20 protein-coding genes are annotated in these 21930 nt (G+C 62.1%); 12 read left to right on the top strand and 8 right to left on the bottom strand.

What is annotated here, in order from left to right:
* Positions 1 to 35: 35 nt before the first annotated feature.
* Both grpE and hrcA read right to left on the bottom strand, forming a co-directional pair.
* On the bottom strand, positions 36 to 668 hold the full coding sequence (gene grpE, locus AC1DIJ_RS10505) for a nucleotide exchange factor GrpE (protein WP_112385236.1): 633 nt from the start codon (positions 666 to 668) through the stop codon (positions 36 to 38).
* A 102-nt stretch (positions 669 to 770) separates the two neighbouring features.
* Positions 771 to 1859, bottom strand: coding sequence for a heat-inducible transcriptional repressor HrcA (gene hrcA, locus AC1DIJ_RS10510; RefSeq protein ID WP_112385235.1), 1089 nt, complete (start codon positions 1857 to 1859; stop codon positions 771 to 773).
* Positions 1860 to 2042: 183 nt separating this feature from the next.
* On the opposite strand from hrcA, the gene rph reads away from it, so the two are divergent.
* Genes rph through hemW form a run of 4 tightly spaced genes read left to right on the top strand, consistent with a single transcriptional unit; the run spans position 2043 to position 5040 of the window.
* Positions 2043 to 2762, top strand: a complete 720-nt coding sequence (gene rph / locus AC1DIJ_RS10515; RefSeq protein ID WP_112385234.1) for a ribonuclease PH — start codon at positions 2043 to 2045, stop codon at positions 2760 to 2762.
* Entirely contained in the window at positions 2759 to 3175 is a 417-nt protein-coding gene (locus tag AC1DIJ_RS10520) for a VOC family protein (RefSeq protein ID WP_112385233.1), read from the top strand. Before rph ends, AC1DIJ_RS10520 begins: the two co-directional genes overlap by 4 nt.
* Before the next feature lie 8 nt (positions 3176 to 3183).
* Entirely contained in the window at positions 3184 to 3828 is a 645-nt protein-coding gene (gene rdgB / locus AC1DIJ_RS10525) for an RdgB/HAM1 family non-canonical purine NTP pyrophosphatase (RefSeq protein ID WP_112385232.1), read from the top strand.
* Positions 3829 to 3837: 9 nt separating this feature from the next.
* Entirely contained in the window at positions 3838 to 5040 is a 1203-nt protein-coding gene (gene hemW / locus AC1DIJ_RS10530) for a radical SAM family heme chaperone HemW (RefSeq protein WP_112385231.1), read from the top strand.
* A gap of 3 nt (positions 5041 to 5043) precedes the next feature.
* Here hemW and AC1DIJ_RS10535 read toward each other — a convergent pair whose 3' ends face one another.
* Positions 5044 to 5964 carry a DMT family transporter gene (locus tag AC1DIJ_RS10535; protein ID WP_112385389.1) on the bottom strand — a complete coding sequence of 307 codons (921 nt, stop codon included), beginning with the start codon at positions 5962 to 5964 and terminating at the stop codon, positions 5044 to 5046.
* 207 nt (positions 5965 to 6171) lie between these two features.
* Between AC1DIJ_RS10535 and gcvA the strand changes: the two genes are divergently transcribed.
* Positions 6172 to 7056 (top strand): transcriptional regulator GcvA, encoded by an 885-nt coding sequence (gene gcvA, locus AC1DIJ_RS10540; protein WP_112385230.1) that lies wholly within the window; start codon positions 6172 to 6174, stop codon positions 7054 to 7056.
* A gap of 177 nt (positions 7057 to 7233) precedes the next feature.
* Entirely contained in the window at positions 7234 to 7998 is a 765-nt protein-coding gene (fhuF, locus tag AC1DIJ_RS10545) for a siderophore-iron reductase FhuF (protein ID WP_112385229.1), read from the top strand.
* 24 nt (positions 7999 to 8022) lie between these two features.
* On the opposite strand, the gene AC1DIJ_RS10550 is transcribed toward fhuF, so the two are convergent.
* The 5 genes from AC1DIJ_RS10550 to mutM all read right to left on the bottom strand — a co-directional run bounded on the left by AC1DIJ_RS10550 (position 8023) and on the right by mutM (position 13811).
* Entirely contained in the window at positions 8023 to 9105 is a 1083-nt protein-coding gene (locus tag AC1DIJ_RS10550; RefSeq protein WP_112385228.1) for a saccharopine dehydrogenase C-terminal domain-containing protein, read from the bottom strand.
* 129 nt (positions 9106 to 9234) lie between these two features.
* Complete coding sequence (dnaA, locus tag AC1DIJ_RS10555; RefSeq protein ID WP_112385388.1) at positions 9235 to 10785, bottom strand: chromosomal replication initiator protein DnaA; 1551 nt, start codon at positions 10783 to 10785, stop codon at positions 9235 to 9237.
* 878 nt (positions 10786 to 11663) lie between these two features.
* Entirely contained in the window at positions 11664 to 11942 is a 279-nt protein-coding gene (gene rpsT, locus AC1DIJ_RS10560) for a 30S ribosomal protein S20 (protein ID WP_112385227.1), read from the bottom strand.
* Positions 11943 to 12136: 194 nt separating this feature from the next.
* Positions 12137 to 12910: an enoyl-CoA hydratase gene (locus AC1DIJ_RS10565; protein ID WP_112385226.1), complete on the bottom strand. Its 774-nt coding sequence runs from the start codon at positions 12908 to 12910 to the stop codon at positions 12137 to 12139.
* 10 nt (positions 12911 to 12920) lie between these two features.
* Positions 12921 to 13811, bottom strand: coding sequence for a bifunctional DNA-formamidopyrimidine glycosylase/DNA-(apurinic or apyrimidinic site) lyase (mutM, locus tag AC1DIJ_RS10570; protein ID WP_112385225.1), 891 nt, complete (start codon positions 13809 to 13811; stop codon positions 12921 to 12923).
* A gap of 152 nt (positions 13812 to 13963) precedes the next feature.
* Here mutM and ubiE point away from each other — a divergent pair, with 152 nt between their 5' ends.
* The 6 genes from ubiE (at position 13964) to AC1DIJ_RS10600 (ending at position 21760) form a co-directional block, all read left to right on the top strand.
* Positions 13964 to 14740 carry a bifunctional demethylmenaquinone methyltransferase/2-methoxy-6-polyprenyl-1,4-benzoquinol methylase UbiE gene (gene ubiE, locus AC1DIJ_RS10575; RefSeq protein WP_112385224.1) on the top strand — a complete coding sequence of 259 codons (777 nt, stop codon included), beginning with the start codon at positions 13964 to 13966 and terminating at the stop codon, positions 14738 to 14740.
* 5 nt (positions 14741 to 14745) lie between these two features.
* Positions 14746 to 16320, top strand: coding sequence for a 2-polyprenylphenol 6-hydroxylase (gene ubiB, locus AC1DIJ_RS10580; RefSeq protein WP_112385223.1), 1575 nt, complete (start codon positions 14746 to 14748; stop codon positions 16318 to 16320).
* A gap of 93 nt (positions 16321 to 16413) precedes the next feature.
* Entirely contained in the window at positions 16414 to 17997 is a 1584-nt protein-coding gene (locus AC1DIJ_RS10585) for an aromatic amino acid ammonia-lyase (RefSeq protein WP_112385222.1), read from the top strand.
* A gap of 24 nt (positions 17998 to 18021) precedes the next feature.
* Positions 18022 to 19404 carry an amidohydrolase family protein gene (locus AC1DIJ_RS10590; protein WP_112385221.1) on the top strand — a complete coding sequence of 461 codons (1383 nt, stop codon included), beginning with the start codon at positions 18022 to 18024 and terminating at the stop codon, positions 19402 to 19404.
* Positions 19401 to 20663 (top strand): Zn-dependent hydrolase, encoded by a 1263-nt coding sequence (locus AC1DIJ_RS10595; RefSeq protein WP_112385220.1) that lies wholly within the window; start codon positions 19401 to 19403, stop codon positions 20661 to 20663. The genes AC1DIJ_RS10590 and AC1DIJ_RS10595 overlap by 4 nt, the downstream gene beginning before the upstream one ends.
* Positions 20663 to 21760, top strand: a complete 1098-nt coding sequence (locus AC1DIJ_RS10600; RefSeq protein WP_112385219.1) for an S-methyl thiohydantoin desulfurase domain-containing protein — start codon at positions 20663 to 20665, stop codon at positions 21758 to 21760. Before AC1DIJ_RS10595 ends, AC1DIJ_RS10600 begins: the two co-directional genes overlap by 1 nt.
* Positions 21761 to 21930 lie beyond the last annotated feature (170 nt).

A 21930-nucleotide genomic window follows, 5' to 3' on the forward strand; every position in this document is an offset into this window, starting at 1 on the left:
AAAGAAAAGGGCCGCTTCTCAGCGGCCCTTTTTCATTATGCGTCCTTCTGATCCAGATAGGAATTGGCAGCCTCTGCCTCGGGCTTCGGACCGCCCTTGGCGACGCCGACCATGGCCGGGCGCAGCACGCGCTCGCCGATCGTGAAGCCGGCCTGCACCACCTGGACGACGGTGTTGTTCGGAACTTCCGTGTTCGGCACTTCGAACATCGCCTGATGGAAGTTCGGGTCGAACTTCTGGCCGACAGGATCGAGCTGGCGAACGCCATGGCGCTCGAGCGTCGAGAGCATGGAGCGCTCGGTCATCTCGACACCTTCGATCAGGGTCGTCAGGCCAGCCTCGCCCGCAGCCTTGGCTTCGGCCGGAATGGCATCGAGCGCCCGGCGCAGGTTGTCGGATACGGCGAGCATGTCACGCGCGAAACCAGCAACGGAATAGGACTTCGCGTCCTTCACTTCACGCTCGGTGCGGCGGCGCAGGTTGTCCATCTCTGCGGCGAGGCGCAGATAGCGGTCGCGCAGCTCGGCATTTTCTGCCTTCACGAGTTCCAACGGATCCGGCTGGGACGATGCCTCAGCGGCCGCTTCATTCTCGACGTTTGCGGCTGCGTCCGCAGCAGCGTCAGCCGCAACAGCCTCAGGTCCGTTTTTCGTCGTTTCGTCAGTCATGACGGTCTCCGGGTAAAGGGTTCTTTCGGGATGCGCCCGATATCGAGCTTTGACCGCAAAAAATCAAGTCTGCGTGACAAAGAACCGGAAATTCCGGCTTTTTCAGAGCGACCCGCGCGACAGGCGGGAAATCAGCTGGGCGGTATAATCGACCATCGGCACGATACGGGAGTAATTCAGCCGGGTCGGACCGATGACGCCGACGGCACCGACGATGCGGTCGTCGTCGTCACGATAGGGCGCGACGATCAGCGAAGAGCCGGATAGCGAGAAGAGCTTGTTTTCGGAACCGATGAAGATGCGCACGCCCGGGCCGCTTTCCGCCAGATTCAGCAGCTCGATCAGGCTGTCCTTCTTTTCGAGATCATCGAACAGCATGCGCAGGCGGTCGAGGTCACCGACGCTGTCCAGACCCTCGAGCAGGTTGGCCCGGCCCCGGATGATCAGCTGCGCCGGCTTGCCTTCATCCGGGCTGCCGGACCAGACGGCAATGCCGCGCTCCACAAGGTCGCGCGACAAGGCATCGAGTTCGTGGCGCACATCCGTTTTCAGCCGGTCGAGTTGCTTGCGCAATTCCGGCAGCGTCTGGCCGGTCATGTGGGCGTTGAGGAAGTTGGCGGCTTCGGTCAGCTGCGACGACGTCACGCCCGCCGGAAGCTCGATGATCCGGTTTTCGACCTGATCATGTTCGCCGACGAGTACCGCGAGTGCCTTCGTCGGTTCCAGGCGGATGAACTCGACATGTTTCAACACCGGATCGTTCTTCGAGGTGATGACCAGGCCGGCGCCGCGGGAAATCCCCGACAGCATCCGGCTTGCCTCGTTCATCATCGATTCCACCGGATTGTCGCGGCTTTCGGCGCGCACCTGGCGATCGATGCTGGCGCGCTCTTCGGCCGAGAGGTCTCCGACCTGCATGAAGGCATCGACGAAGAACCGGAGCCCGACCTGGGTCGGCAGACGCCCGGCGCTGATATGCGGCGAATAGATGAGCCCCAGCTCTTCCAGATCGCTCATCACATTGCGGACCGAGGCCGGGGACAGCGACATAGGAAGAATACGGGAGAGGTTTCGCGAGCCGAGCGGCTCACCGTTTTCCAGATAGCCTTCGACGATACGGCGGAAGATTTCCTTCGAGCGTTCATCCAGCGCAGCAACGGCATCCGAAACCGACGTAGATCTGAAGCCCATGAATTCTGAAACACCCACGCTGATGACAATCTGCAAAATATAATCAATCTCGTCCGCGTGGCAAAAGGGAATTTGCAAATGACCGCAGCCAATCGTAGAAGCGGGGCAGCATCACGAAACAACGCATGATCATGCCGTGCCGCCACTCGCGGCCTAACGGCCTCATGCATCAGGAGACAGAGAATGCGGCCGACAGGCAGAAAAACCGACCAGATGCGCAAGGTCAGCTTCGAGCGCAACTTTTCCAAGCATGCCGAAGGCTCCTGTCTCGTGAAATTCGGCGATACACATGTGCTGTGCACGGCAAGCCTTGAAGAAAAGACGCCGCCGTGGCTGCGCAACACCGGCAAGGGCTGGGTCACATCCGAATACGGCATGCTGCCGCGCGCCACGGGCGAGCGCATGAAGCGTGAAGCGGCGACCGGCAAGCAGGGCGGCCGCACGCAGGAAATTCAGCGCCTGATCGGCCGCTCGCTGCGGGCCGTCGTTGACCTCACTGCGCTCGGCGAGCGCCAGATCACCATCGACTGCGACGTCATCCAGGCTGACGGCGGCACGCGCACGGCTTCGATCACCGGTGGCTGGATTGCGCTTTACGACTGCCTGAAGTGGATGGAAAGCCGTAACATGATCAAGGTCGATCGTGTTCTCAAGGATCATGTCGCGGCCATCTCCTGCGGTATTTTCGCCAGCCAGCCGGTCATCGACCTCGACTATATCGAGGATTCCTCTGCGGAGACCGATGCGAACTTCGTCATGACGGGTGCCGGCGGCATCGTCGAAATTCAGGGCACGGCCGAAGGCACGCCGTTCAGCGAAGCCGAATTTGCATCGCTGATGGGTCTCGCAAAGAACGGCATTGCCGAGCTCGTGGAACTGCAGAAGCAGGCAATCGCCGGGTGAACGACATGCTGGAGGGCATGCTGGAAACGGCGCTTTACGCGAAGGACCTGGATAGAGCCGAAGCTTTCTATGAAGGCATTCTCGGTCTTTCCAAGATCACGCGGGCTGCCAACCGGCATGTCTTCTTTCGGTGCGGACCCGGGGTGCTGCTGATCTTCAACCCGGACGAGACGGTCAAGCCACCGGCGCCGGGCGCGCTTCAGGTTCCGGCGCACGGCACCAAGGGAGCGGGCCACGCCTGCTTTCGCGTCTCTGCCGGGAATATCGATGCGATGGCCGCCAGGCTGACGGCGGCCGGCATCGCCATCGAATCCGAAGTTCACTGGCCGAATGGCGGCCGCTCGATCTACTTTCGCGATCCGGAAGGCAACAGCCTGGAATGCGCCGAAGCCCGTATCTGGGGCATCGAATAGGAAACAAAATGCGCAAGCTCGACACCAAGACCATCATCGTTGCCAGTCACAACGCCGGCAAAATCCGCGAAATCCAGGACCTGATCGGCCCGCTGGGCTTCACAGCCAAGTCGGCAGCCGAGCTCAATTTCGTCGAGCCTGACGAGACCGGCACGACCTTCGAAGAGAACGCAAGGATCAAGGCACTCGCCTCGGCCAACGCTGCCAACATGCCGGCGCTGTCTGATGATTCCGGTCTGGTTGTCGACGCGCTCGGCGGCGATCCCGGCGTCTACACGGCCAACTGGGCCGAGACCGCCGATGGCACCCGCGATTTCGCGATGGCGATGCAGAAGGTCGAGACGGCACTGGAGAAAGCCGGTGCGGCAAAGCCCGAGCAGCGCACAGCCCGCTTCGTCAGCGTTCTCTGCCTTGCATGGCCGGACGGACATACAGAGCTTTTCCGCGGCGAAGTCGAAGGCACCGTCGTCTGGCCGCCGCGCGGCACGCAGGGTTTCGGTTACGATCCGGTGTTCCAGCCGCAAGGCTATGACACCACCTTCGGCGAGATGAGCGCCGAACAGAAACATGGCTGGAAGCCTGGGGATGAGCAGGCGCTGTCGCATCGTGCGCGCGCCTTCAAAATCTTTGTCGAAACCTGCCTGGAAGCGTAAGGTCGGCTCGTGGACGATCTGAACAACCTGACTTCGCTGCGTGATGCCAAGCTGCTCCCGGATACAGGGGAGCCCGGTTTCGGCGTCTACGTGCACTGGCCATTCTGCGCCGCGAAATGCCCCTATTGCGATTTCAACAGCCATGTCCGCCATCAGCCCGTCGATCAGGAGCGCTATGTTGCGGCCTTTCTGAAGGAGATGGCCGCGATCCGCCAGTTGAGCGGACCGAAGACGGTGACCAGCATCTTTCTCGGCGGCGGCACGCCCTCGCTGATGAAGCCGGAGACCGTCGACGCGGTGCTGAACGGCATTGCCCGGGAATGGCATGTGCCTTCGGGCATCGAGATCACCATGGAGGCCAATCCTTCGAGCGTCGAGGCGGAGCGGTTCCGCGGCTATCGCGTTGCCGGCGTCAATCGCGTTTCGCTCGGCGTTCAAGCACTGAACGATCGCGACCTGAAATTCCTTGGCCGCCTGCACAATGTCGAGGACGCGCTGAAGGCGATCAAGCTGGCGCGCGATATCTTCCCGCGCATGTCGTTCGACCTCATCTACGCCCGGCCCGACCAGACGGTGGACGAATGGGAACGCGAGCTCAAGGAGGCCATCTCCTATGCTGTCGATCACCTGTCGCTCTACCAGTTGACGATCGAGGAAGGCACGCCTTTCTACGGCCTACACAAGGCCGGCAAGCTCATCGTGCCTGACGGCGAGCAATCGGCCGTGCTTTATGAGGCGACGCAGGAGATCACCGAGCGCGAAGGCATGCCGGCCTACGAGGTGTCCAACCACGCCCGCCCCGGCGCTGAGAGCCGCCACAACCTGACCTATTGGCGCTATGGCGATTACGCCGGTATCGGCCCCGGCGCCCATGGCCGCCTGACCCGCGGCTCCGAGAAGCTCGCCACGGCAACCGAGCGCAAGCCGGAATCCTGGCTCGAAATGGTCGAGCGCGACGGACACGGCGTTCTCGAAGAGGAACGGCTCGGTTACGAAGAGCAATCGGATGAATTGCTGCTGATGGGCTTGCGGCTGAAGGAGGGCGTCGATCTCGCCCGCTGGCAGCAGCTCTCGGGACGCGATCCGGATCCGGCGCGCGAGGAGTTCCTGCTGGAACACGGCTTCATCGAGCGGCTCGGCAATTCGCGGCTTCGCTGCACGCCGTCGGGGATGCTGATCCTCGATTCCGTCGTCGCCGATCTCGCCTGCTAATCCTCAGGCCGCGCGCTTGCGGCCGAGCGCCAGCAACCGCCCGTCGATCGCCGCAAGGCCGATGGCAATCATCGCCATGCCGATCAGATGCTTCGTTTGCAGCTGTTCTCCCAGGATCAGCGCACCGAGCAGGATGGCGCTGACCGGGATCAAAAACGTGACAAGCATCAGATTGGTCGCACCGGCCGTCGACAGAATCCGGAAGAACAGAATGTAGGCGATTGCGGTCGAGAGAATGGCGAGGCCGAACAATGCCACCCAGGTTTCCGCACCGGGCATTGCCAGCGTCCACGGACGGTCGGCGATCAGGGCGATCGGGATCATCAGAACAGTAGAAGCCGTAACCTGGCCGGCAGCAGGCAACAGCGGTGGCATGCCCATGGCGCGGAAGCGGCGTCCCCAGATCCCGGCGAAGGAATAGGATATCGCCGCGCCGAGGACGGCGAGCTGCGCCAGCACGTTCGAGCCGAGATCATGCAGCGCATCGAAGCCGATCATATAGGCGACACCGGCAAAGCCGACGACGACACCGATCAACCGGTTGGCCGTCATTTTCTCATCCGCCGTCAGGAAATGGGCAACGACGACGGCGAAGAGCGGCGTCGTGGCATTGAGGATCGAGGCGAGCCCGCTGGCGATATGCGTCTGACCCCAGACGATCAGGCAGAAAGGGATCATGTTGTTCAACACGCCCATACCGAAGAAGGCGATCCAGCTCTTGCCATCGCGCGGCATGGCGTGGCCCATCATCCGCACGATCAGATTAAGCGCGATGGCGGCCAGCAGCACGCGGCCGGTGACGATGGTGAAAGGCGGCAACGCCTTGACCAGGATGCCGTTGAAAAGGAACGAGCCGCCCCAGAGCAGGGAGAGAACCAGCATCATGCCCCATTCGGCCAAGCCCATCTGCTTCTGCATCGTCATCCTCCATCGCATGCAAGCGTCATAGAGCTGCCAGGCGGCACCGGCCACCCGATTCCTGCAGACGCAGCATGCGGCTATCTTCGATTTATTCTCGTCCGAGACCGGCAGGCAATGTGCATTGCAGATCCATTTGATGCTGATATTATTTCGATAATCGGATCGCCACAAACGAGTCTTTTTCGCCTTACACTTTAGCTGAGCTAAATCATGAGCGACTATCTACCCTCGCTATCGGCCTTGCGGGCCTTCGAAGCAGCAGCCCGGCACCTCAGCATGACGCTGGCAGCCCGGGAGCTGAATGTGACACCCGGCGCCGTCAGTCTGCAGATACGCGATCTGGAAGCCGCGCTTGGTGTGCAGCTGTTCGACCGCAAGCCGCGGGCGCTGGCGCTGACCGTCGAAGGCGCCGACTACTTCACCACGCTGAGGGCGGCATTCCGGCTGGTGCGCGAAGCGACGGCGGCGATCACGGCCCGGGCGCGCGGCGCGATCCTCAACGTCACCTGTACCGCCGGGTTTGCCACCTACTGGCTGGTGCCCCGGCTTGGCCGGTTCGAAACACTGCATCCGGAGATCGACGTGCGGATCAGCGCCTCACACCGCGTCCTCGATTTCCAGCGCGACGGGATCGATCTGGCGATCCGTCATGGGCTCGGCGGCTATGAGGGGCTGGTCAGCGAACGGCTTGTCGATGACGAGCTCGTGCCGGTCTGCATACCCAAGCTTGCCGGAGAGCTCGGTGATCACCCAGCTCCCGCGGCGCTGGCGCCCTTCACGCTGATCCACGACGTCTACCGCCATGACTGGCAGCTCTGGCTGGAGGCTGCAGGCGCGGCCGGCGTTGACGCGGCCCGCGGGCCGATCTTCATGCATGGCAATGGCGCCTATGAGGCGATGAAGGCCGGTCTTGGCTTCGCGCTGATGCGACGCTCCTTCGTCGACACGGAGCTCAAGGAAGGCGCCGTCATCGCACCCTTTCCGATCGGCGTCGCCAGCCGCCTCGCCTTCCACCTCGTCTATCCGGGCGCCGCCCTTGAACGCCCGGCCGCGGCCGCGTTCCGCCGCTGGCTACTCTCGGAGGCGCATAGCTAGGCACGTCGATAAATCAAAGGTGAATTATTTAATCACCTTTATCTTCCTTTTCGCTGATGGTGCGGTTATCAAGCAGTGACTGCCTGCATTGAAGTCGAACGGTGCCATGAATATCCGTTGTTCTGCCATTCCATCTGTATGGCGCGCTGAGGCGCGCTCCCGCCGTATGGCCAGCACATGGCGGTGATTGCAGCCACAGAGGCCCTGAGAGGCGCCTACCGCCCGTCAGAGCGGCTTGCGTCACTGTTTACCGGCGAGCATGCGTGGTGTGCCGAAAAGCTCATGCTGTCGGCGGACCTGGAAGGCGCGATGCCTCTCAACAGCTTCTTCACCGGCGGAGCGTTGGAACAAGCAATCGACCGATATGCCGCCATCTCGGGTGGAACCGACCGCCGTGCTGCCGTGTCGATGTGGACGCTCTACTACTTTGCCGGTCTGACGATCGCCTATCTGATTGCGAGGCGCGCCGGGGGCCGGCGGCTGCCGGTTGCTTTCGATGAGATGACCATTGCGCTCAACGAGGACGGACTGCCGCGCGCCTTCGGCGTGCCGCATAGCGGTTGGGATGATGGCGCTGCCCGCGGCTCTTTCGAGGCGATTGATCCGCTTCTTGAAACCCATCTCTTCAAGGCCGTAGGCCAGCTGGTGAAGCACGGCATTTCCGCCAAGCTCTGCTGGAACAATGCGGCCGTCTATATCGACTATGCGCTGCGGCTGACCGCAGACAAGGACGACCCCGACCTGGCCCAGGCCGACCTGCCGGTTTTCGTGCGCGGCTGCCTGCCCGATGGCGGCGTCAATCCGCTCTCCGGCTGTATCCGGCACGTGGAGGAGAACGGCGAATGCGTGGCGCGCCGAAAGGTCTGCTGCCTTCGCTATATGCTGCCCGGCATACCGAGCTGTGGCAAGCTCTGTGCGCTGCCTGAAAGACGCAACCAGTAGCTCAAACTTGATCTTCGCCTGCGCCTAATGCCTGCTGGCGCTTCTGGCCTTGAACAGGCTACCGGTCGGGGTCTGCAGGAAGGTGTCGAGCGGGATATGTTCCTGGTGCAGGAAACCGGTCGATGGCAACAGTCCGTCGCGCACCATTTCGATGACGGCGACGACCGAGGCTGATGTGGTCCAGGCGATTGCCGTCCGCCTCTCTCCAGCGACTTCGATCGGATAATAGGCCCTGACGAATTCCTTGCGGCGCAGACTGCCGCGCTCGGTGCCTTCGGCGGCGACATGGACGTAGACGACGTCGTCATCGACGGGCGGCTTGGCGTCGGTCAGGATCTGGCCGGCAAGCTTGCGCTGGTCGCGCATCAACAGTTCGTGGAAGAAGAAATTCATCAGCTCCATGTGGCCGGGATAGCGCATGGTCTTGTAGTCGAGGTTCTCGACCTTGCCGAGCAGCGTATCGCACATGGTTCCGAGCCCGCCGGAGGTGGTGAAGGCCTCGAGCTTGACGCCTTCGACATAGATCGTCTCGTGCCACTCCATCGGCGAAACGAGCTTGCGCACACCGCCCTCGATAACCTCGCAATCGTTCAGATATTCGTTGACCACGCCTTCGGGCGACCAGTTGAAGGCATAGCCCAGAAGCCCGGTCGGATGCTGCGGCAAGGCGCCGACGCGCATGCGGATCGAGCGGCAGCGTTCGAAACCGTCGGCAAGGCTCGCGCCGACGATGCCGACGAAGCCCGGCGCCAGACCGCATTGCGGCGCCATGAGGCCGCGCGCGGTCTTCGACAGCTCGATGATGAAATTCGTCGTCGGCACATCTTCGGTGAGATCGAAATAGTGGACGCCGGCAGCATGCGCAGCGCGAGCAAGCGCGATGTTCAGGTGATAGGGCAGGCAGGACAGGACGGCCTCGACGCCGGAGAGGAGTTCGGCCGCAACAGCGGCGTTCGAGATGTCACCGGTCCGACAGGTGAAGGGCACATCCGACAGCGGAAGCTGGGCATCGACGCCGGTGACCTCGAAACCGCCTTCATACAGAAGCGTTGCGGCGAGACGTCCGACCTTGCCGAGACCGACAACGGCGATTTTCCTGAAGCTCATCCTGTTCCCTCCAAGCAGCGACCGCTTCACTTTGAGCCGTCTTTGCCGGGGATGTACAGGATAAAAGACCCGTAAAAAGAAAAGGCCGGGATCGCTCCCGGCCGTAGATTTCCAGCGCTCAAAGGCGCACTATTCGTTGATCAGGCGCTTCAGCAGCTCGATCTCGTGCGACAGCTTGGTGTCTTCGGAGATCAGTTCCTCGATCTTGCGAACGGCATGAAGCACGGTCGTGTGGTCACGTCCACCGAAGCGGCGGCCGATCTCCGGGAAGGAGCGCGGCGTCAGCGTCTTCGACAGATACATGGCGATCTGGCGCGGCTTGACGATGACACGCGTGCGGCGGTTCGAGACCAGTTCCTGGCGCGAGACATTGTAATGGCGCGCGACGATGCGCTGGATGTCCTCGATGCGAACACGGCGCGGTTCGCCGGAGCCGACCAGATGCGCGAGAAGCTCATCGACGCGTTCGATCGACAGGTTGGGCTCGAAGGAGCGGCGGAAGATCAGCTGGTTGAAGGCGCCTTCCAGTTCGCGGCCGCTGGCGGTGACGCTGCGGGCGACATGCGACATCAGCTCGGCCGGAATTTCCAGCGACGGATCTTCGACACGGGCCACGGCCAGACGGCGCTTGAGGATTTCGAGACGCATCTCGTAGTCCGGGCCATCGAGCTCGATCGCCACACCGCCCTGCAGACGCGAACGGACGCGCGGATCGAGCGATTCCAGCTCCCAAGGGGCGCGGTCGGCAGCGACCACGACCTGCTTGGCGCTGTCGAGCAGCATGTTGAGCAGGTGGCAGAATTCGTGCTGGATCATCTTGCCCTGCAGGAACTGCATGTCGTCGATGATCAAGAGGTCGATGTTGCGCAGCGAGTCCTTCAGCGTCAGAGCGTCATTGTCGCGGATCGCCGTTGCGAAGCGCCACATGAAGTATTCGGCCGTCAGATAGACCACGCGCAGGGCGCGGGGGTTCTGGACAGCGGCATTGGCAATCGCCTGCAGCAGATGCGTCTTGCCGAGACCGACCGTCGAATGAACGAAGAGCGGGTTGAAGCGCACGGCCCCCTGGCCTGCTTCCGCGATGGTCTTGGCAGCTGCCAATGCCACGCGGTTGGAGCTGCCCTCGACGAAGGTGTCGAAGGTGAAGCGGGAATCCAGCGGCGAGCCGAACAGGGGCTGGCCGAAGGTTGCCGGACGTGCCGCTGCTGCAGCGGAAACGGCCTGCTGGACGGCGTGACCGGCCGGCTGGGCCGATGCCGGACGGCGGATCGGCGTAACCTGCGAAGACGGCTCTTGGGTAGCCACCTCATCGGCAGGCTTGACGCCAGCGCGCGTTGCGGTGCGCACGAGAATTTCGACTTTCAGGATTTCCGCATCTTCCTGCTGGAACAGGCTGGTGATCAGATCCAGATAGCGGTTGTTGATCCACGACTTCAGAAAGGTCGTCGGAACGGTGAGCCGTACGACGCTCTTGGAGACCGAATGAAGCTTCAGACGCTGGAACCAGCTTGCATATACGTCCGGGCCGACCTGTGCCTTCAGACGGGCGCTAACGCGCTCAAAAAGTACGCCATGTTTCATGTCTCCCTTTTCTCCTGCCGCCTCAAGCGAAGTAGAGCCAAATGCCGATGCCTTGTCCCCGTTCTCAAGTGCACCCGCTGCCATAGAATTCATCTGCATCATGCCGCCTTCCAATTTCATTTCACCGGGCGGTCATCCGAAAAAACGGCCGCCCGATCAATTTTCCCCGTTAGACAGGCTGGCGTCCCCTCATGAGCCGCAGGCTTGCCGGTTCACTCAATACAGATGTCCCAGCTCCAAAAGAGAGCGGCGCAGAAACCCGTGGCGGAAACCGCCATCATGGGGCCTCCGTCATGTTGTCTCCTAACCGTACTGGCTGGCGGCCCTCGTTCGCCCGCTAACCAACCGGAACACAAATGTAGTTTCCCCATCCCCTTCGGCTTCACCTTAAACGTGCAGCCGTCGAGCGCACAAAAGCTATCCGTTCCGAGACCAGCCACGGCCGCGGTGCAAATATGCTCAAGTGCTTGAAAAAACGGAGAGATAGACTGCTCCGCGACAAAAGATACAAACTCATCGCCCTGCCGGTATGGCAGTTAAGACTGAACCTTTTCAGGTGATGTCCGCGCCCTTTGCTGGAAGTCATTTAGGCAGGATCGGTTGCGGATATCAACGATGAATTTTACGCAAAATTAAGGAGGGGCCATTGACTCCGGGCACCGGTTTAGGGCGTCACGCCGGTGTCAAAAAAGAATCGCAGAAGAATCAATGAGATTCCCAAAGTGGGTATTTTCGACACGCTATGAAAGAAAAAAAATAAAAATCCGCTTGACTCATTTCGCCCCCCTTCCGGAGGGGGGAGAGTCGCGCAGCGTTGAAAGAACCTAGCGCAAGTATTTGATATTAAACGATTTTTAGTGTCATCCGTCCGACACGAAATCGTCGCTGAATTCGCCATACAAAGGCTAGATCGCGGAATCGAAAAAGCCCGGTAAAATTACCGGGCTAATCATAACGAGCAGTTCGTTAACGAAATGTTATGCGCTTGCGGACGCCGAGAGCGTCTTCAGACGGGCAGCAAGACGCGAGATCTTGCGGGATGCCGTGTTGGCGTGAAGGACGCCCTTGCTTGCGGCGCGTGCCAGTTCCGGCTGCGCTGCGAGGAAGGCTTCCTTAGCCTTGGAAGCGTCGCCGGATGCGAGTGCCTCTTCGACCTGGCGGACGAACGTGCGAACGCGCGAGCGACGAGCCTTGTTGACGTCGGTGCGGCGGGCGATCTTGCGGGTCGCTTTTTTCGCCGAAGCTGTATTGGCCATGGATGCCTCTCAAAAGAATTCGAACAAAACTCCGCCATCACCGCGGGCCCTGCGGCCACAATATCCAGCAATGCGGGAGCATAATCGGAAAACCAGAGCGGCTTCCCGAACCGTGGGCGGGCATATAACTCTAAAGCCGGGCGGCGTCAACGCGGATTTTCACGGAAACGCAGCCTTTCTCCACTGAATGCCCATCAGCGGTGCTTGAAGTCCGGTTTACGCTTTTCGATGAACGCCGTCATCCCCTCTTTCTGATCGTCGGTGGCAAACAGGCTGTGAAAGAGACGGCGCTCGAAACGCAGACCTTCTTCGAGCGTCACCTCGAAGGCGCGGCTGACGGCTTCCTTGGCCATCAGCACCGATGGGCGCGACAAGGAGGCGATCTTGGCGGCGGCCTCCAGCGCCTCGTCGAGCAGGCGCTCCGGCGCCACCACACGCGAAACGAGTCCCGCGCGCTCGGCCTCGGCCGCATCCATCATCCGGCCGGTCAGCACCATATCCATCGCCTTCGACTTGCCGACCGCCCTTGTGAGCCGCTGCGAGCCGCCCATGCCGGGAATGACGCCGAGGGTGATTTCCGGCTGGCCGAACTTGGCCGTCTCGGAAGCGATGATGAAATCGCACATCATTGCCAGTTCGCATCCGCCGCCGAGTGCGAAGCCGCTGACGGCGGCGATCACAGGCTTGCGTGCCTTGGCAATCTCGTCCCAGCCGCCGATGAATTCGGCCTTATATATATCGGCGAATTCGAGCGGCTGCATTTCCTTGATATCGGCGCCTGCCGCGAAAGCCCGTTCTGAGCCGGTCAGGACGATCGCGCCAACGGCGTCGTCGGCATGAAAATCCGCATAGGCCTGCTTCAGCTCGCTCAACACCCTAGAATTCAGCGCATTGAGGGCCTGCGGCCGGTTCAGCGTGATCAGGCCGACATTGCCGCGGGTTTCGACGATCAGGGTTTCGTAGGCCATGCGTTTCTCCCTATTTCTGGCAGACGGGGCAATAGAAGGTGGAGCGGCCCGCCTGGACGATACGCGAAACCGTACCGCCGCAGCCGGGCGTGCGGCAAGGATCGCCTTCGCGATCATAGACAGAGAAGGAATGCTGGAAATATCCCAGCGAACCGTCCGTCTGGATATGGTCGCGCAGCGACGAACCGCCGGCCTTGATCGCATCGGCGATCACATCGCGGATCGACGAGACGAGCAGCTCCAGCGATTCTTTCGGTTTCCCGCTCTTGGTGACGAGGGTCTTGGCGGCTTGCGTCGGCAGGATATGCGAGCGCCATAGCGCTTCGCATACATAGATATTGCCGAGACCCGCGATGTTCTTCTGATCGAGCAATGCGCTCTTCAGCGGCTGCGCCTTGCCTGCGAAACGTTCGGCGAGATAGGCGGCGCTGAGCTCGTTGCCGGTCGGCTCCGGCCCGAGGCCAAAAAGGAACGGATTGGTCTGCAGTTCCGAACGCTCGGCAATATCCATGAAGCCGAAACGGCGGGGGTCATTATAGATGACGCGCCTTGGTCCCTTGCTGCTCTCCAGATGGAAGATGGCGTGGTCGTGCTTCTCGTCTTTCGAGCGCTCGTGATGGAAGTCGCCGGGCACGGTTTGCTGCGCGCCCTCCTCGATCCGGAAGGAGCCAGACATGCCGAGATGCGAAATGATGGTCTTGCCGCTATCGAGATCGATGAGCAGATATTTGGCGCGGCGCCCGAGACCGATGATCGTGCGGCCGGTGACATCGGCCTCGAATTTCTCCGGAAAGGGGAAGCGCAAATTGCCGCGGCGAAGCTCCAGCCGCTCGATGCGCGTGCCCTCCATCGCGGGGGTCAGGCCGCGCCTGACGGTTTCGACTTCTGGCAATTCCGGCATCGTTACCCATCTGTAGCTAAACGTATTTCAACCGCTGGCGATGTGCGCTATAGCGCCAGAAGGCCGCGGCTTGCGATCCGCGCCTACAGATAGCGTCCAAAGCATCGTTTCGCTATGGTCGCCGCACCGATTTCGAGTAACGGAGTTTTCCGATGTCAGACAGCCGCACCTCCGCCGATGGCGGCATGGAAACGTCCTACGGTTTCCGCGAAGTGTCGAACGGCGAGAAGCAGGGCCTCGTCAACGAGGTCTTCCGCAAGGTCGCCAAGCGCTACGACATCATGAACGACGTCATGTCTGCCGGCATGCACCGCGTCTGGAAGGACGCGATGATCGCATCGCTGAACCCGCGCAAGGAACCGGGCTACAAGGTGCTCGACGTTGCCGGCGGCACCGGCGACATCGCCTTCCGGATCATCGAGGCTTCCAACCGGCTGGCGCATGCGACCGTGCTCGACATCAACGGCTCGATGCTCGGCGTCGGCGCCGAGCGGGCCGAGAAGAAGAAGCTCTCCGACAATCTCACCTTCGTCGAGGCCAATGCCGAAGACCTGCCCTTCGAGGCCAACAGCTTCGATGCCTATACGATCGCCTTCGGCATCCGCAACGTGCCGCGCATCGACGTGGCGCTGTCGGAAGCCTATCGCGTGCTGAAACGCGGCGGGCGTCTGCTCGTTCTCGAATTCTCGGAAGTCGATCTGCCGCTGCTGGACAAGGTCTATGACGCCTGGTCGTTTAACGCGATCCCGAAGTTCGGCAAGGCGATCACCGGCGATGCCGAGCCCTACCAGTATCTGGTGGAATCGATCCGCAAGTTCCCCAACCAGGAGAATTTTGCCGCGATGATCCGGGGCGCGGGCTTTTCGCGCGTCAGCTACACCAACTATACGGGCGGTATCGCAGCCCTGCACTCGGGCTGGAAATTATAGAATAGATGAGTGCTTTCGGCGCATATTTCCGGCTTTGGCGCGTCGGCTGGGTGCTGGTGCGCGAGGGTGTCGTATCGGCCCTGCCGTCCGAAGGGCTTCCGCCCGTGGTGGCGCTCGCCAAATCCTCGGTAACGATCTTCGAACGCAGCAAGGCCAAGCGGCAGAAGCGCAGCGACCGCCTGGCGCAGGCCGTCGAGCGGCTCGGCCCTTCCTATGTGAAGATCGGACAGTTCCTGGCAACGCGGCCCGATGTCGTCGGCGTCGATTTCGCCAATGATCTGTCGCAGCTGCAGGACCGGATGACCTTCTTCCCGATTGCGGCGGCCAAGGCCAATATCGAAGGCTCGCTCGGGCGTCCGATCGAAGAGCTCTATGCAAGCTTCGGCGATCCGATCGCCGCAGCGTCGATCGCCCAGGTTCATCCGGCAGAAGTCGATGGCACCGATGGCCGCAAGAAGGTGGCCGTCAAGGTCGTCCGGCCCGGCGTGCGCCAGCGTTTCGGCCACGACATCGAGGCGATGTATCTCGTCGCCCGCCTGCAGGAGCGCTTCATGCCCTCCAGCCGGCGTCTGCAGCCGGTGGAGGTCACCAAGACGCTGGAGCAGACCACCAAGGTGGAGATGGATCTGCGCCTCGAGGCGGCAGCGCTTTCCGAGATTGCAGAAAACACCGAGAAGGATCCGGGCTTCCGCGTTCCCAAGGTCGATTGGGAGCGCACCGGCCGCGACGTCATCACAATGGAGTGGATCGACGGCGTGAAGATGTCCGATGTCGAGGGGCTGCTGGCCGCCGGACACGATCTGAACGCGCTTGCCGATACGCTGATCCAGTCCTTCCTGCGCCATACGCTGCGCGACGGCTTTTTCCATGCCGACATGCATCCGGGCAATCTCTTCGTCGATGCCCAGGGCATGATCGTCGCCGTCGACATGGGCATCGTCGGACGGCTCGGAAAGAAGGAACGGCGCTTCCTGGCCGAGATCCTCTACGGCTTTATCACCCGCGACTATATCCGTGTCGCCGAAGTGCATTTCGAGGCCGGTTACGTTCCCGGCCACCACAATGTCGAGAGCTTTGCGCAGGCGATCCGCGCGATCGGCGAACCGATCCACGGCCAGCCGGCCGAGACGATCTCGATGGGCAAGCTTCTGACGCTGCTCTTCGAAGTGACCGAGCTCTTCGACATGCAGACGCGGCCCGAACTCGTCATGCTGCAGAAGACCATGGTCGTGGTCGAAGGCGTGTCGCGCATGCTCAATCCGCGCTTCAACATGTGGAAGGCGTCCGAGCCTGTCGTCGGCGAATGGATCCGCAACAACCTCGGCCCGAAGCGCATCGTTACCGATCTGAAGGACGGGTTGAAAGCGGCCGTGAAGCTTGCCGAAGCCGTGCCCGAGATCGCTGCGCAGACGGAGAAATTCCATCACCAGCTGCTGCATATGAGCGAACATGGATTGCGCTTCGACGAGCAGACCACCGAGGCGATCGGCAAGTCCGAGGCACGGCACAATCGCTCGGCCCGGATTGCTCTCTGGATAATTGCCTTGACGCTTCTCTATATTGCCTGGACGTTGAACTGACTTCAGGCAAAGCAAATGCATGCTGTGTTCGGCATTTGGGATATCCCATGGTGTGACGCACTCGCTTAGTCTCGCCCTTAAGGAGACCAGCAGATGAAGCATGAACGCCCCGGCATAGAATTGTCCGGCCAACCTCTCGGCTTTGCGGAGATGGTGAGGATCGGATCGGGCAAAGTGGCGCTTTCTGCTTCGGCAGCAGGCATGGCACGAATCCAGCACGCCCGCTTGATCGTCGAAGAGGCCATCAATTCCGGCGTGCCGGTCTATGGTTCTACGACGGGCGTCGGCGCCATGAAGGATGTCGAGTGGTCGAATGACGAGCTCGAAGCCTTCAATCTCGGCTTGGTGCGCGCTCACCATTTCGGCACCGGCACTCCCTTTTCCTGCGCCGTCGTGCGCAATGCGATGGCGATCCGCATCAATACGGCGCTGACGGGCCAGGTCGGCTGCACGGCGGAGCTAATCGAAGCCTATATGCGGCTTCTCGACGCCGATCTTATTCCGCTGGTGCGCCGAACAGGCTCGATCGGCTGCGCCGATATCGGCCTGATGGGCCAGATCGGCGCGGTGCTCACGGGCGTCGGCGAGGCCGTCTATCGCGGCAAGCGCATGCAGGCGGCAGAAGCCTTCCAGGCGGCAGGGCTGGAGCCGGTAAAGATGGCGCCGCGCGACAGCCTGGCCTCGCTCAGCGTCAATGCCGTGAGCTTTGCCGCTGCCGGCGAAGCGACCCGGAACGCTGCCGCTTCGATCCGTGTCCTGCTGGCAACGGGCATGATGGCCGCCGGCGCGCTTGGCGCCTCACGCGACCCCTGGAAGGCCGTCCGCCATGTCGGCACGGCCCGCGAGGCGCTGATCGGATCATGGCTTTGCAACGCATCGGACCCCTGGGACTGGCCGGTTGCAACGCATGTTCAGGACCCGCTCAGCCTGCGCATGATCGCCCAGGTCTTCGGCGCGGTGATCGAGAACCTTCTGTCGACAGGTCATAAAATTCTGGCTGCAACCGGCCGCTCCGACGACAACCCTGTCGTCGTCGAGGGACGCGTGATGACATCGGGCGGCTCACTGCCGCTCGACGTGACGATCCTGCTCGAATCCGCCGCTCTCTGCATGGCGCATGCGGCGCGCAATGCCTTCAACCGTTGCGTCATCCTCGGCAATGGCCAGCGCCGCGATCTGCCTGTCAATCTCGTTCCTCCGGGCAAGATCGCCACAGGCTTCGGCCCGATCATCAAGCTCGCCGGTGAAATCTTCTCCCGCGTGCTGTCGATGTCCAATCCTGTCTCGGCGCAGTCTCTCGTGGTCGCCGCCGGTCTGGAAGACGAAGCCGCTTTCCTGCCGCTCGTGATCGAGCGTTTCGAACGCCAGACACGCGCGCTCCGGCGCCTGGCGGCATTGGAGGCCCTGTTGTCTGCGCAGGCAGCCGATATCCTCGGCGACAAGCCGAAGGGTGTGGCGGGGATGATCTATGACGTCGTTCGCAGCCATGCCGAATTCTATACGGTGGACCGGCCGCTTTCGGCCGAGGTCGAAGCGATCGAAGAGGATCTTGGCTCCGACGCCTTCGTTTCGAAACTGATCGCCGAGATGCCGATCGCCTCCTTCGACGATTTCTTCGCGCTCGGTTCGCTGGAGCGCATCGAAGAACGGCTCGCAAGCGAGCCCATGGTTCTCTGAAATTCAAGCATAGAGGAAAGCGGCATGGCTGATTTCGATCTCGTTCTACAGGGTACGGTCGTTCTGCCGGAACGCATTCTGGAGCAGGGCTATGTCGCCGTCCGCGACGGCAAGATAGCCGAAGTCGGCCAAGGCATCCCGCCTGCCGCCCGGGAAAGACATCTGCTCGGCAAGGCTCTGATCCTGCCCGGCGCGATCGACGCGCAGACGCATTCGCTGTCGCAGAAGGATCAGGAAGACTTCATCTGGTCGACCCGCTCGGCTGCCGCTGGCGGCGTCACGACGATCGTCGATATGCCCTATGACGAGGGCAACCTGGTCTGCTCAGCCGAAGCGGTAAAGAAGAAGGTGGACCATGCCGGCCCGCAGGCACGCGTGGATTTCGCGCTCTATGGTACCGTCGATCCCGAAGAAGGCGCGAAGCGCATCCGCGAGATGGTGGATGCCGGTGTTGCGGCCTTCAAGTTCTCCACCTTCGGCACGGATGCCAAGCGCTTCCCGCGCATTCCCCCTGCCCTGCTCGACGAATGCTTCGCGGCCATCGCGCCGACCGGCCTGACGGCCGGCGTCCATAACGAGGATGACGAGGCCGTCCGCACCTATATGGAAAAGGTCAAGGCGAGCGGCATCACCGACTGGCGTGCCCATGGCCTCTCCCGTCCGCCGATCACCGAGTTGCTGGCGATGCACACGATCTTCGAGACCGGCGCCAATACCGGCTGCCCGTCGCATGTCGTGCATTGCTCGCTCGGCCGGGGCTACGACATTGCCCGCGCCTACCGCCGCGACGGCTTCGAGGCGACGGTCGAATGCTGCATCCACTACCTGACGCTGGACGAGGAAAGCGACGTGAAGCGGCTCGGCGGCAAGGCGAAGATCAATCCGCCGATCCGCACGCGCGCCGAAGTCGAGACGCTGTGGCGCAAGGTCGCCGAGGGCAATGTCTGGCTTGTCTCGACCGATCACGTCAGCTGGTCGGAAAACAGGAAGACCAATCCGGATATGCTGGCGAACTCTTCCGGCGTGCCGGGCCTGGAAGTCATGGTGCCGTTGTTCGTGAAGGGCGCGCTCGAGCGCGGCATATCGCTCACCTGGGCGGCCAAGCTGATGGCCGAGAACCCTGCGAAGCATTTCCGCCTCGACCATATCAAGGGTGCTCTGACGCCGGGCAAGGACGCCGATATCGTCGTGCTCGAACCACGCGAGACCGTTTACGACGCAGCCGCGAGCGGCAACAATATCGTCGGCTGGAGCCCTTACCACGGCATCCGCCTGCCCTGGACCGTTTCGGCCGCCTATCTGCGCGGCGACAAGATAACCGATGGCGCCAAGGTGCTTTCCCAGCCGGGCAACGGCAAGTTCGTGCGCCCGCTGCCCCGCCACGTCCTTTCTGGAGAATCCGCATGAGCCGCAACCTGCCCGTCAACGCCGGACGCATCGCCGAAGACATCGATGCGCTGGCAAAGATCACTGAACCGGATCACCCCTGGACGCGCCGCGCCTTCTCGCCGCTTTTCCTTGAGGGCCGTGCCTATATCGAGGCGCGGATGAAGGCCGCCGGGCTTGAGACGCGGATGGACGCCGCCGGCAACCTGATCGGCCGCCGCGCGGGAACGAAGCCGGGCCTCGGGACGATCATGGTCGGCTCGCATTCCGATACCGTGCCTGACGGCGGGCGGTTCGACGGCATTGCCGGGACGATCACCGCACTGGAAGTGGCGCGATCGCTGGCGGATCAGAACATCCAGCTGGATCACGACCTGGAGATCATCGATTTTCTAGCCGAAGAAGTCAGCATCTTCGGCGTCTCCTGCATCGGCAGCCGCGGCATGACCGGGCAGATCCCGGAAGCATGGCTGTCGCGCACCAATGGCGACCGCACGCTCGCCGACGGCATAGCCGAAGTCGGCGGTGACCCTGCGACGCTGCTCTCGCAGAGCAGGCCCGACCTGAAGGGCTTCCTCGAGCTACATATCGAGCAGGGGCCGATCCTCGAAAACGAGAGGAAGGATGTCGGCATCGTCACGGCGATCGCCGGGATCACCCGGATAGAAATCACCGTCGAGGGCCGCGCCGATCATGCCGGAACGACGCCGATGGATGGCCGTGCCGATGCGCTGGTCGCCGCCTCGCAGCTGGTCCTCGACATTCGCGAAGCCGCGGCCCAGCGGGCAAAGACGCCGGGGCATTTCGCGGCAACGGTCGGCGAATTCCGGATCGAGCCGAATGCCGCCAATGTGGTGCCGTCGAAAGTCGTGCTACTGATTGACGGGCGCGCTGAAATTCGCGGCGACATGGAAGCCTTCTGCGAGTGGCTGGATGCCCATGTGATCAAGCTGGCGATCGCGCAGGGCGTGACCATCAAATCGCCGAACCGCGTTTCCGATAATTATCCGACGCCCGGCGATCCGCGCCTGCTGAAAATTCTGGAGCAGGCCTGCGACACCGTCGGCGCCAGGCACCGGCGGATGGCATCGGGTGCCGGTCACGATACGGCCTGGGTTGCCAAGGTCGCACCCGCCGCGATGATCTTCGTGCCCTGCAAGGAAGGCCGCAGCCATTGCGCCGACGAGTGGGCGGAAAATGACGACATCGCGCTCGGCGCTGCCGTGCTGTTTGAGGCGGTCCGCGACATGGACAAGAGCTTGAATGAGGAGAAGGCCTGATGGGACGCATACTCGTTGAGAAGGACGTCGAGGCTGCGGTCAAGGGTGGCTCCGTCTATGCGGCAGGCGGCGGCGGCTGGGCCGACCATGGCCGGATGCTCGGCTATGCCGCGGTCAATGTCGGCAAGCCGGAGCTGGTTTCCATCGACGAACTCAAAGATGACGACTGGATCGCGACGGCTGCGGCCATCGGCGCGCCCGCCTCGACCACGCCTTGGGAAATGCAAGGCATCGACTACGTCAAGGCCGTGCAACTGCTGCAGGAAGAGCTTGGCGAGAAGCTGTCGGGCCTGATAATCGGCCAGAACGGCAAGTCTTCGACGCTGAACGGCTGGCTGCCCTCAGCCATTCTCGGCACCAAGGTTGTCGACGCCGTCGGCGATATCCGCGCACATCCGACGGGCGACATGGGCGCGATCGGCATGGCCGGTTCGCCGGAGCAGATGATCCAGACGGCGGTCGGCGGCAATCGCGCCGAGAATCGCTATATCGAGCTCGTCGTAAAGGGCGCGACGGCGAAGATCTCGCCGATCCTGCGCGCCGCATCCGACCAGTCGGGCGGCTTCATCGCCTCGTGCCGCAACCCGCTGCGTGCCTCCTATGTGCGCAAGAATGCCGCACTCGGCGGCATCTCGATGGCGCTGGCGCTCGGCGAGGCGATCATCGCCGCCGAGAAGAAGGGCGGATCGGCGGTGATCGACGCGATCTGCAAGACAACAGGCGGCACCATTCTCACCGAAGGCATCATCACCAAGAAGGACGTGGTCTATACCAAGGAAGCCTTCGATATCGGCACGATCGTCGTCGGCTCCGGCGACAACGCGGTGACGATGCATGTGATGAACGAATATATGGCGGTCGACGATGCAGGCGGTACGCGCGTCGCGACCTTCCCGTCCGTCATCACCACGCTCTCCCCTGACGGCGAACCGCTGTCTGTCGGCCAGCTGCAGGCAGGCATGCATATCTTCATCCTGCATGTGCCGATGGAGATCATTCCGCTTTCGGCCAGCGTTCTCGACCCGACGGTCTATCCCTCTGTCGAAAAGGCAATGGGCATCGAGATCGCACGCTACGCGCTGGCATCGAAGGCCTGAGCATTCCCTTCTCCCCAGCGGGGAGAAGGTGGCCCGGAGGGTCGGATGAGGGGGGGTATCTGCGGCAGGCTCGTCCGTCGCTTACCGCTCCGGCCGTTCGCTTCTATCGTCGCTCACCCCCTCATCTGCCCTGACGGGCATCTTCTCCCCGCTGGGGAGAAGCGGGAACC

This window comes from Rhizobium sp. 10N427 (genome assembly GCF_056394605.1).

Coding starts and splice junctions, on each gene's coding strand:
- ubiE (WP_112385224.1), top strand. CDS start 13,964: ATGTCAGACAGCCGCACCTCCGCCGATGGCGGCATGGAAACGTCCTAC.
- grpE (WP_112385236.1), bottom strand. CDS start 668: ATGACTGACGAAACGACGAAAAACGGACCTGAGGCTGTTGCGGCTGAC.
- AC1DIJ_RS10590 (WP_112385221.1), top strand. CDS start 18,022: ATGGCTGATTTCGATCTCGTTCTACAGGGTACGGTCGTTCTGCCGGAA.
- AC1DIJ_RS10550 (WP_112385228.1), bottom strand. CDS start 9,105: ATGAGCTTCAGGAAAATCGCCGTTGTCGGTCTCGGCAAGGTCGGACGT.
- fhuF (WP_112385229.1), top strand. CDS start 7,234: ATGGCGGTGATTGCAGCCACAGAGGCCCTGAGAGGCGCCTACCGCCCG.
- ubiB (WP_112385223.1), top strand. CDS start 14,746: ATGAGTGCTTTCGGCGCATATTTCCGGCTTTGGCGCGTCGGCTGGGTG.
- gcvA (WP_112385230.1), top strand. CDS start 6,172: ATGAGCGACTATCTACCCTCGCTATCGGCCTTGCGGGCCTTCGAAGCA.
- AC1DIJ_RS10600 (WP_112385219.1), top strand. CDS start 20,663: ATGGGACGCATACTCGTTGAGAAGGACGTCGAGGCTGCGGTCAAGGGT.
- rph (WP_112385234.1), top strand. CDS start 2,043: ATGCGGCCGACAGGCAGAAAAACCGACCAGATGCGCAAGGTCAGCTTC.
- dnaA (WP_112385388.1), bottom strand. CDS start 10,785: ATGCAGATGAATTCTATGGCAGCGGGTGCACTTGAGAACGGGGACAAG.
- rdgB (WP_112385232.1), top strand. CDS start 3,184: ATGCGCAAGCTCGACACCAAGACCATCATCGTTGCCAGTCACAACGCC.
- mutM (WP_112385225.1), bottom strand. CDS start 13,811: ATGCCGGAATTGCCAGAAGTCGAAACCGTCAGGCGCGGCCTGACCCCC.
- AC1DIJ_RS10565 (WP_112385226.1), bottom strand. CDS start 12,910: ATGGCCTACGAAACCCTGATCGTCGAAACCCGCGGCAATGTCGGCCTG.
- AC1DIJ_RS10535 (WP_112385389.1), bottom strand. CDS start 5,964: ATGACGATGCAGAAGCAGATGGGCTTGGCCGAATGGGGCATGATGCTG.
- AC1DIJ_RS10595 (WP_112385220.1), top strand. CDS start 19,401: ATGAGCCGCAACCTGCCCGTCAACGCCGGACGCATCGCCGAAGACATC.
- hrcA (WP_112385235.1), bottom strand. CDS start 1,859: ATGGGCTTCAGATCTACGTCGGTTTCGGATGCCGTTGCTGCGCTGGAT.
- AC1DIJ_RS10585 (WP_112385222.1), top strand. CDS start 16,414: ATGAAGCATGAACGCCCCGGCATAGAATTGTCCGGCCAACCTCTCGGC.
- rpsT (WP_112385227.1), bottom strand. CDS start 11,942: ATGGCCAATACAGCTTCGGCGAAAAAAGCGACCCGCAAGATCGCCCGC.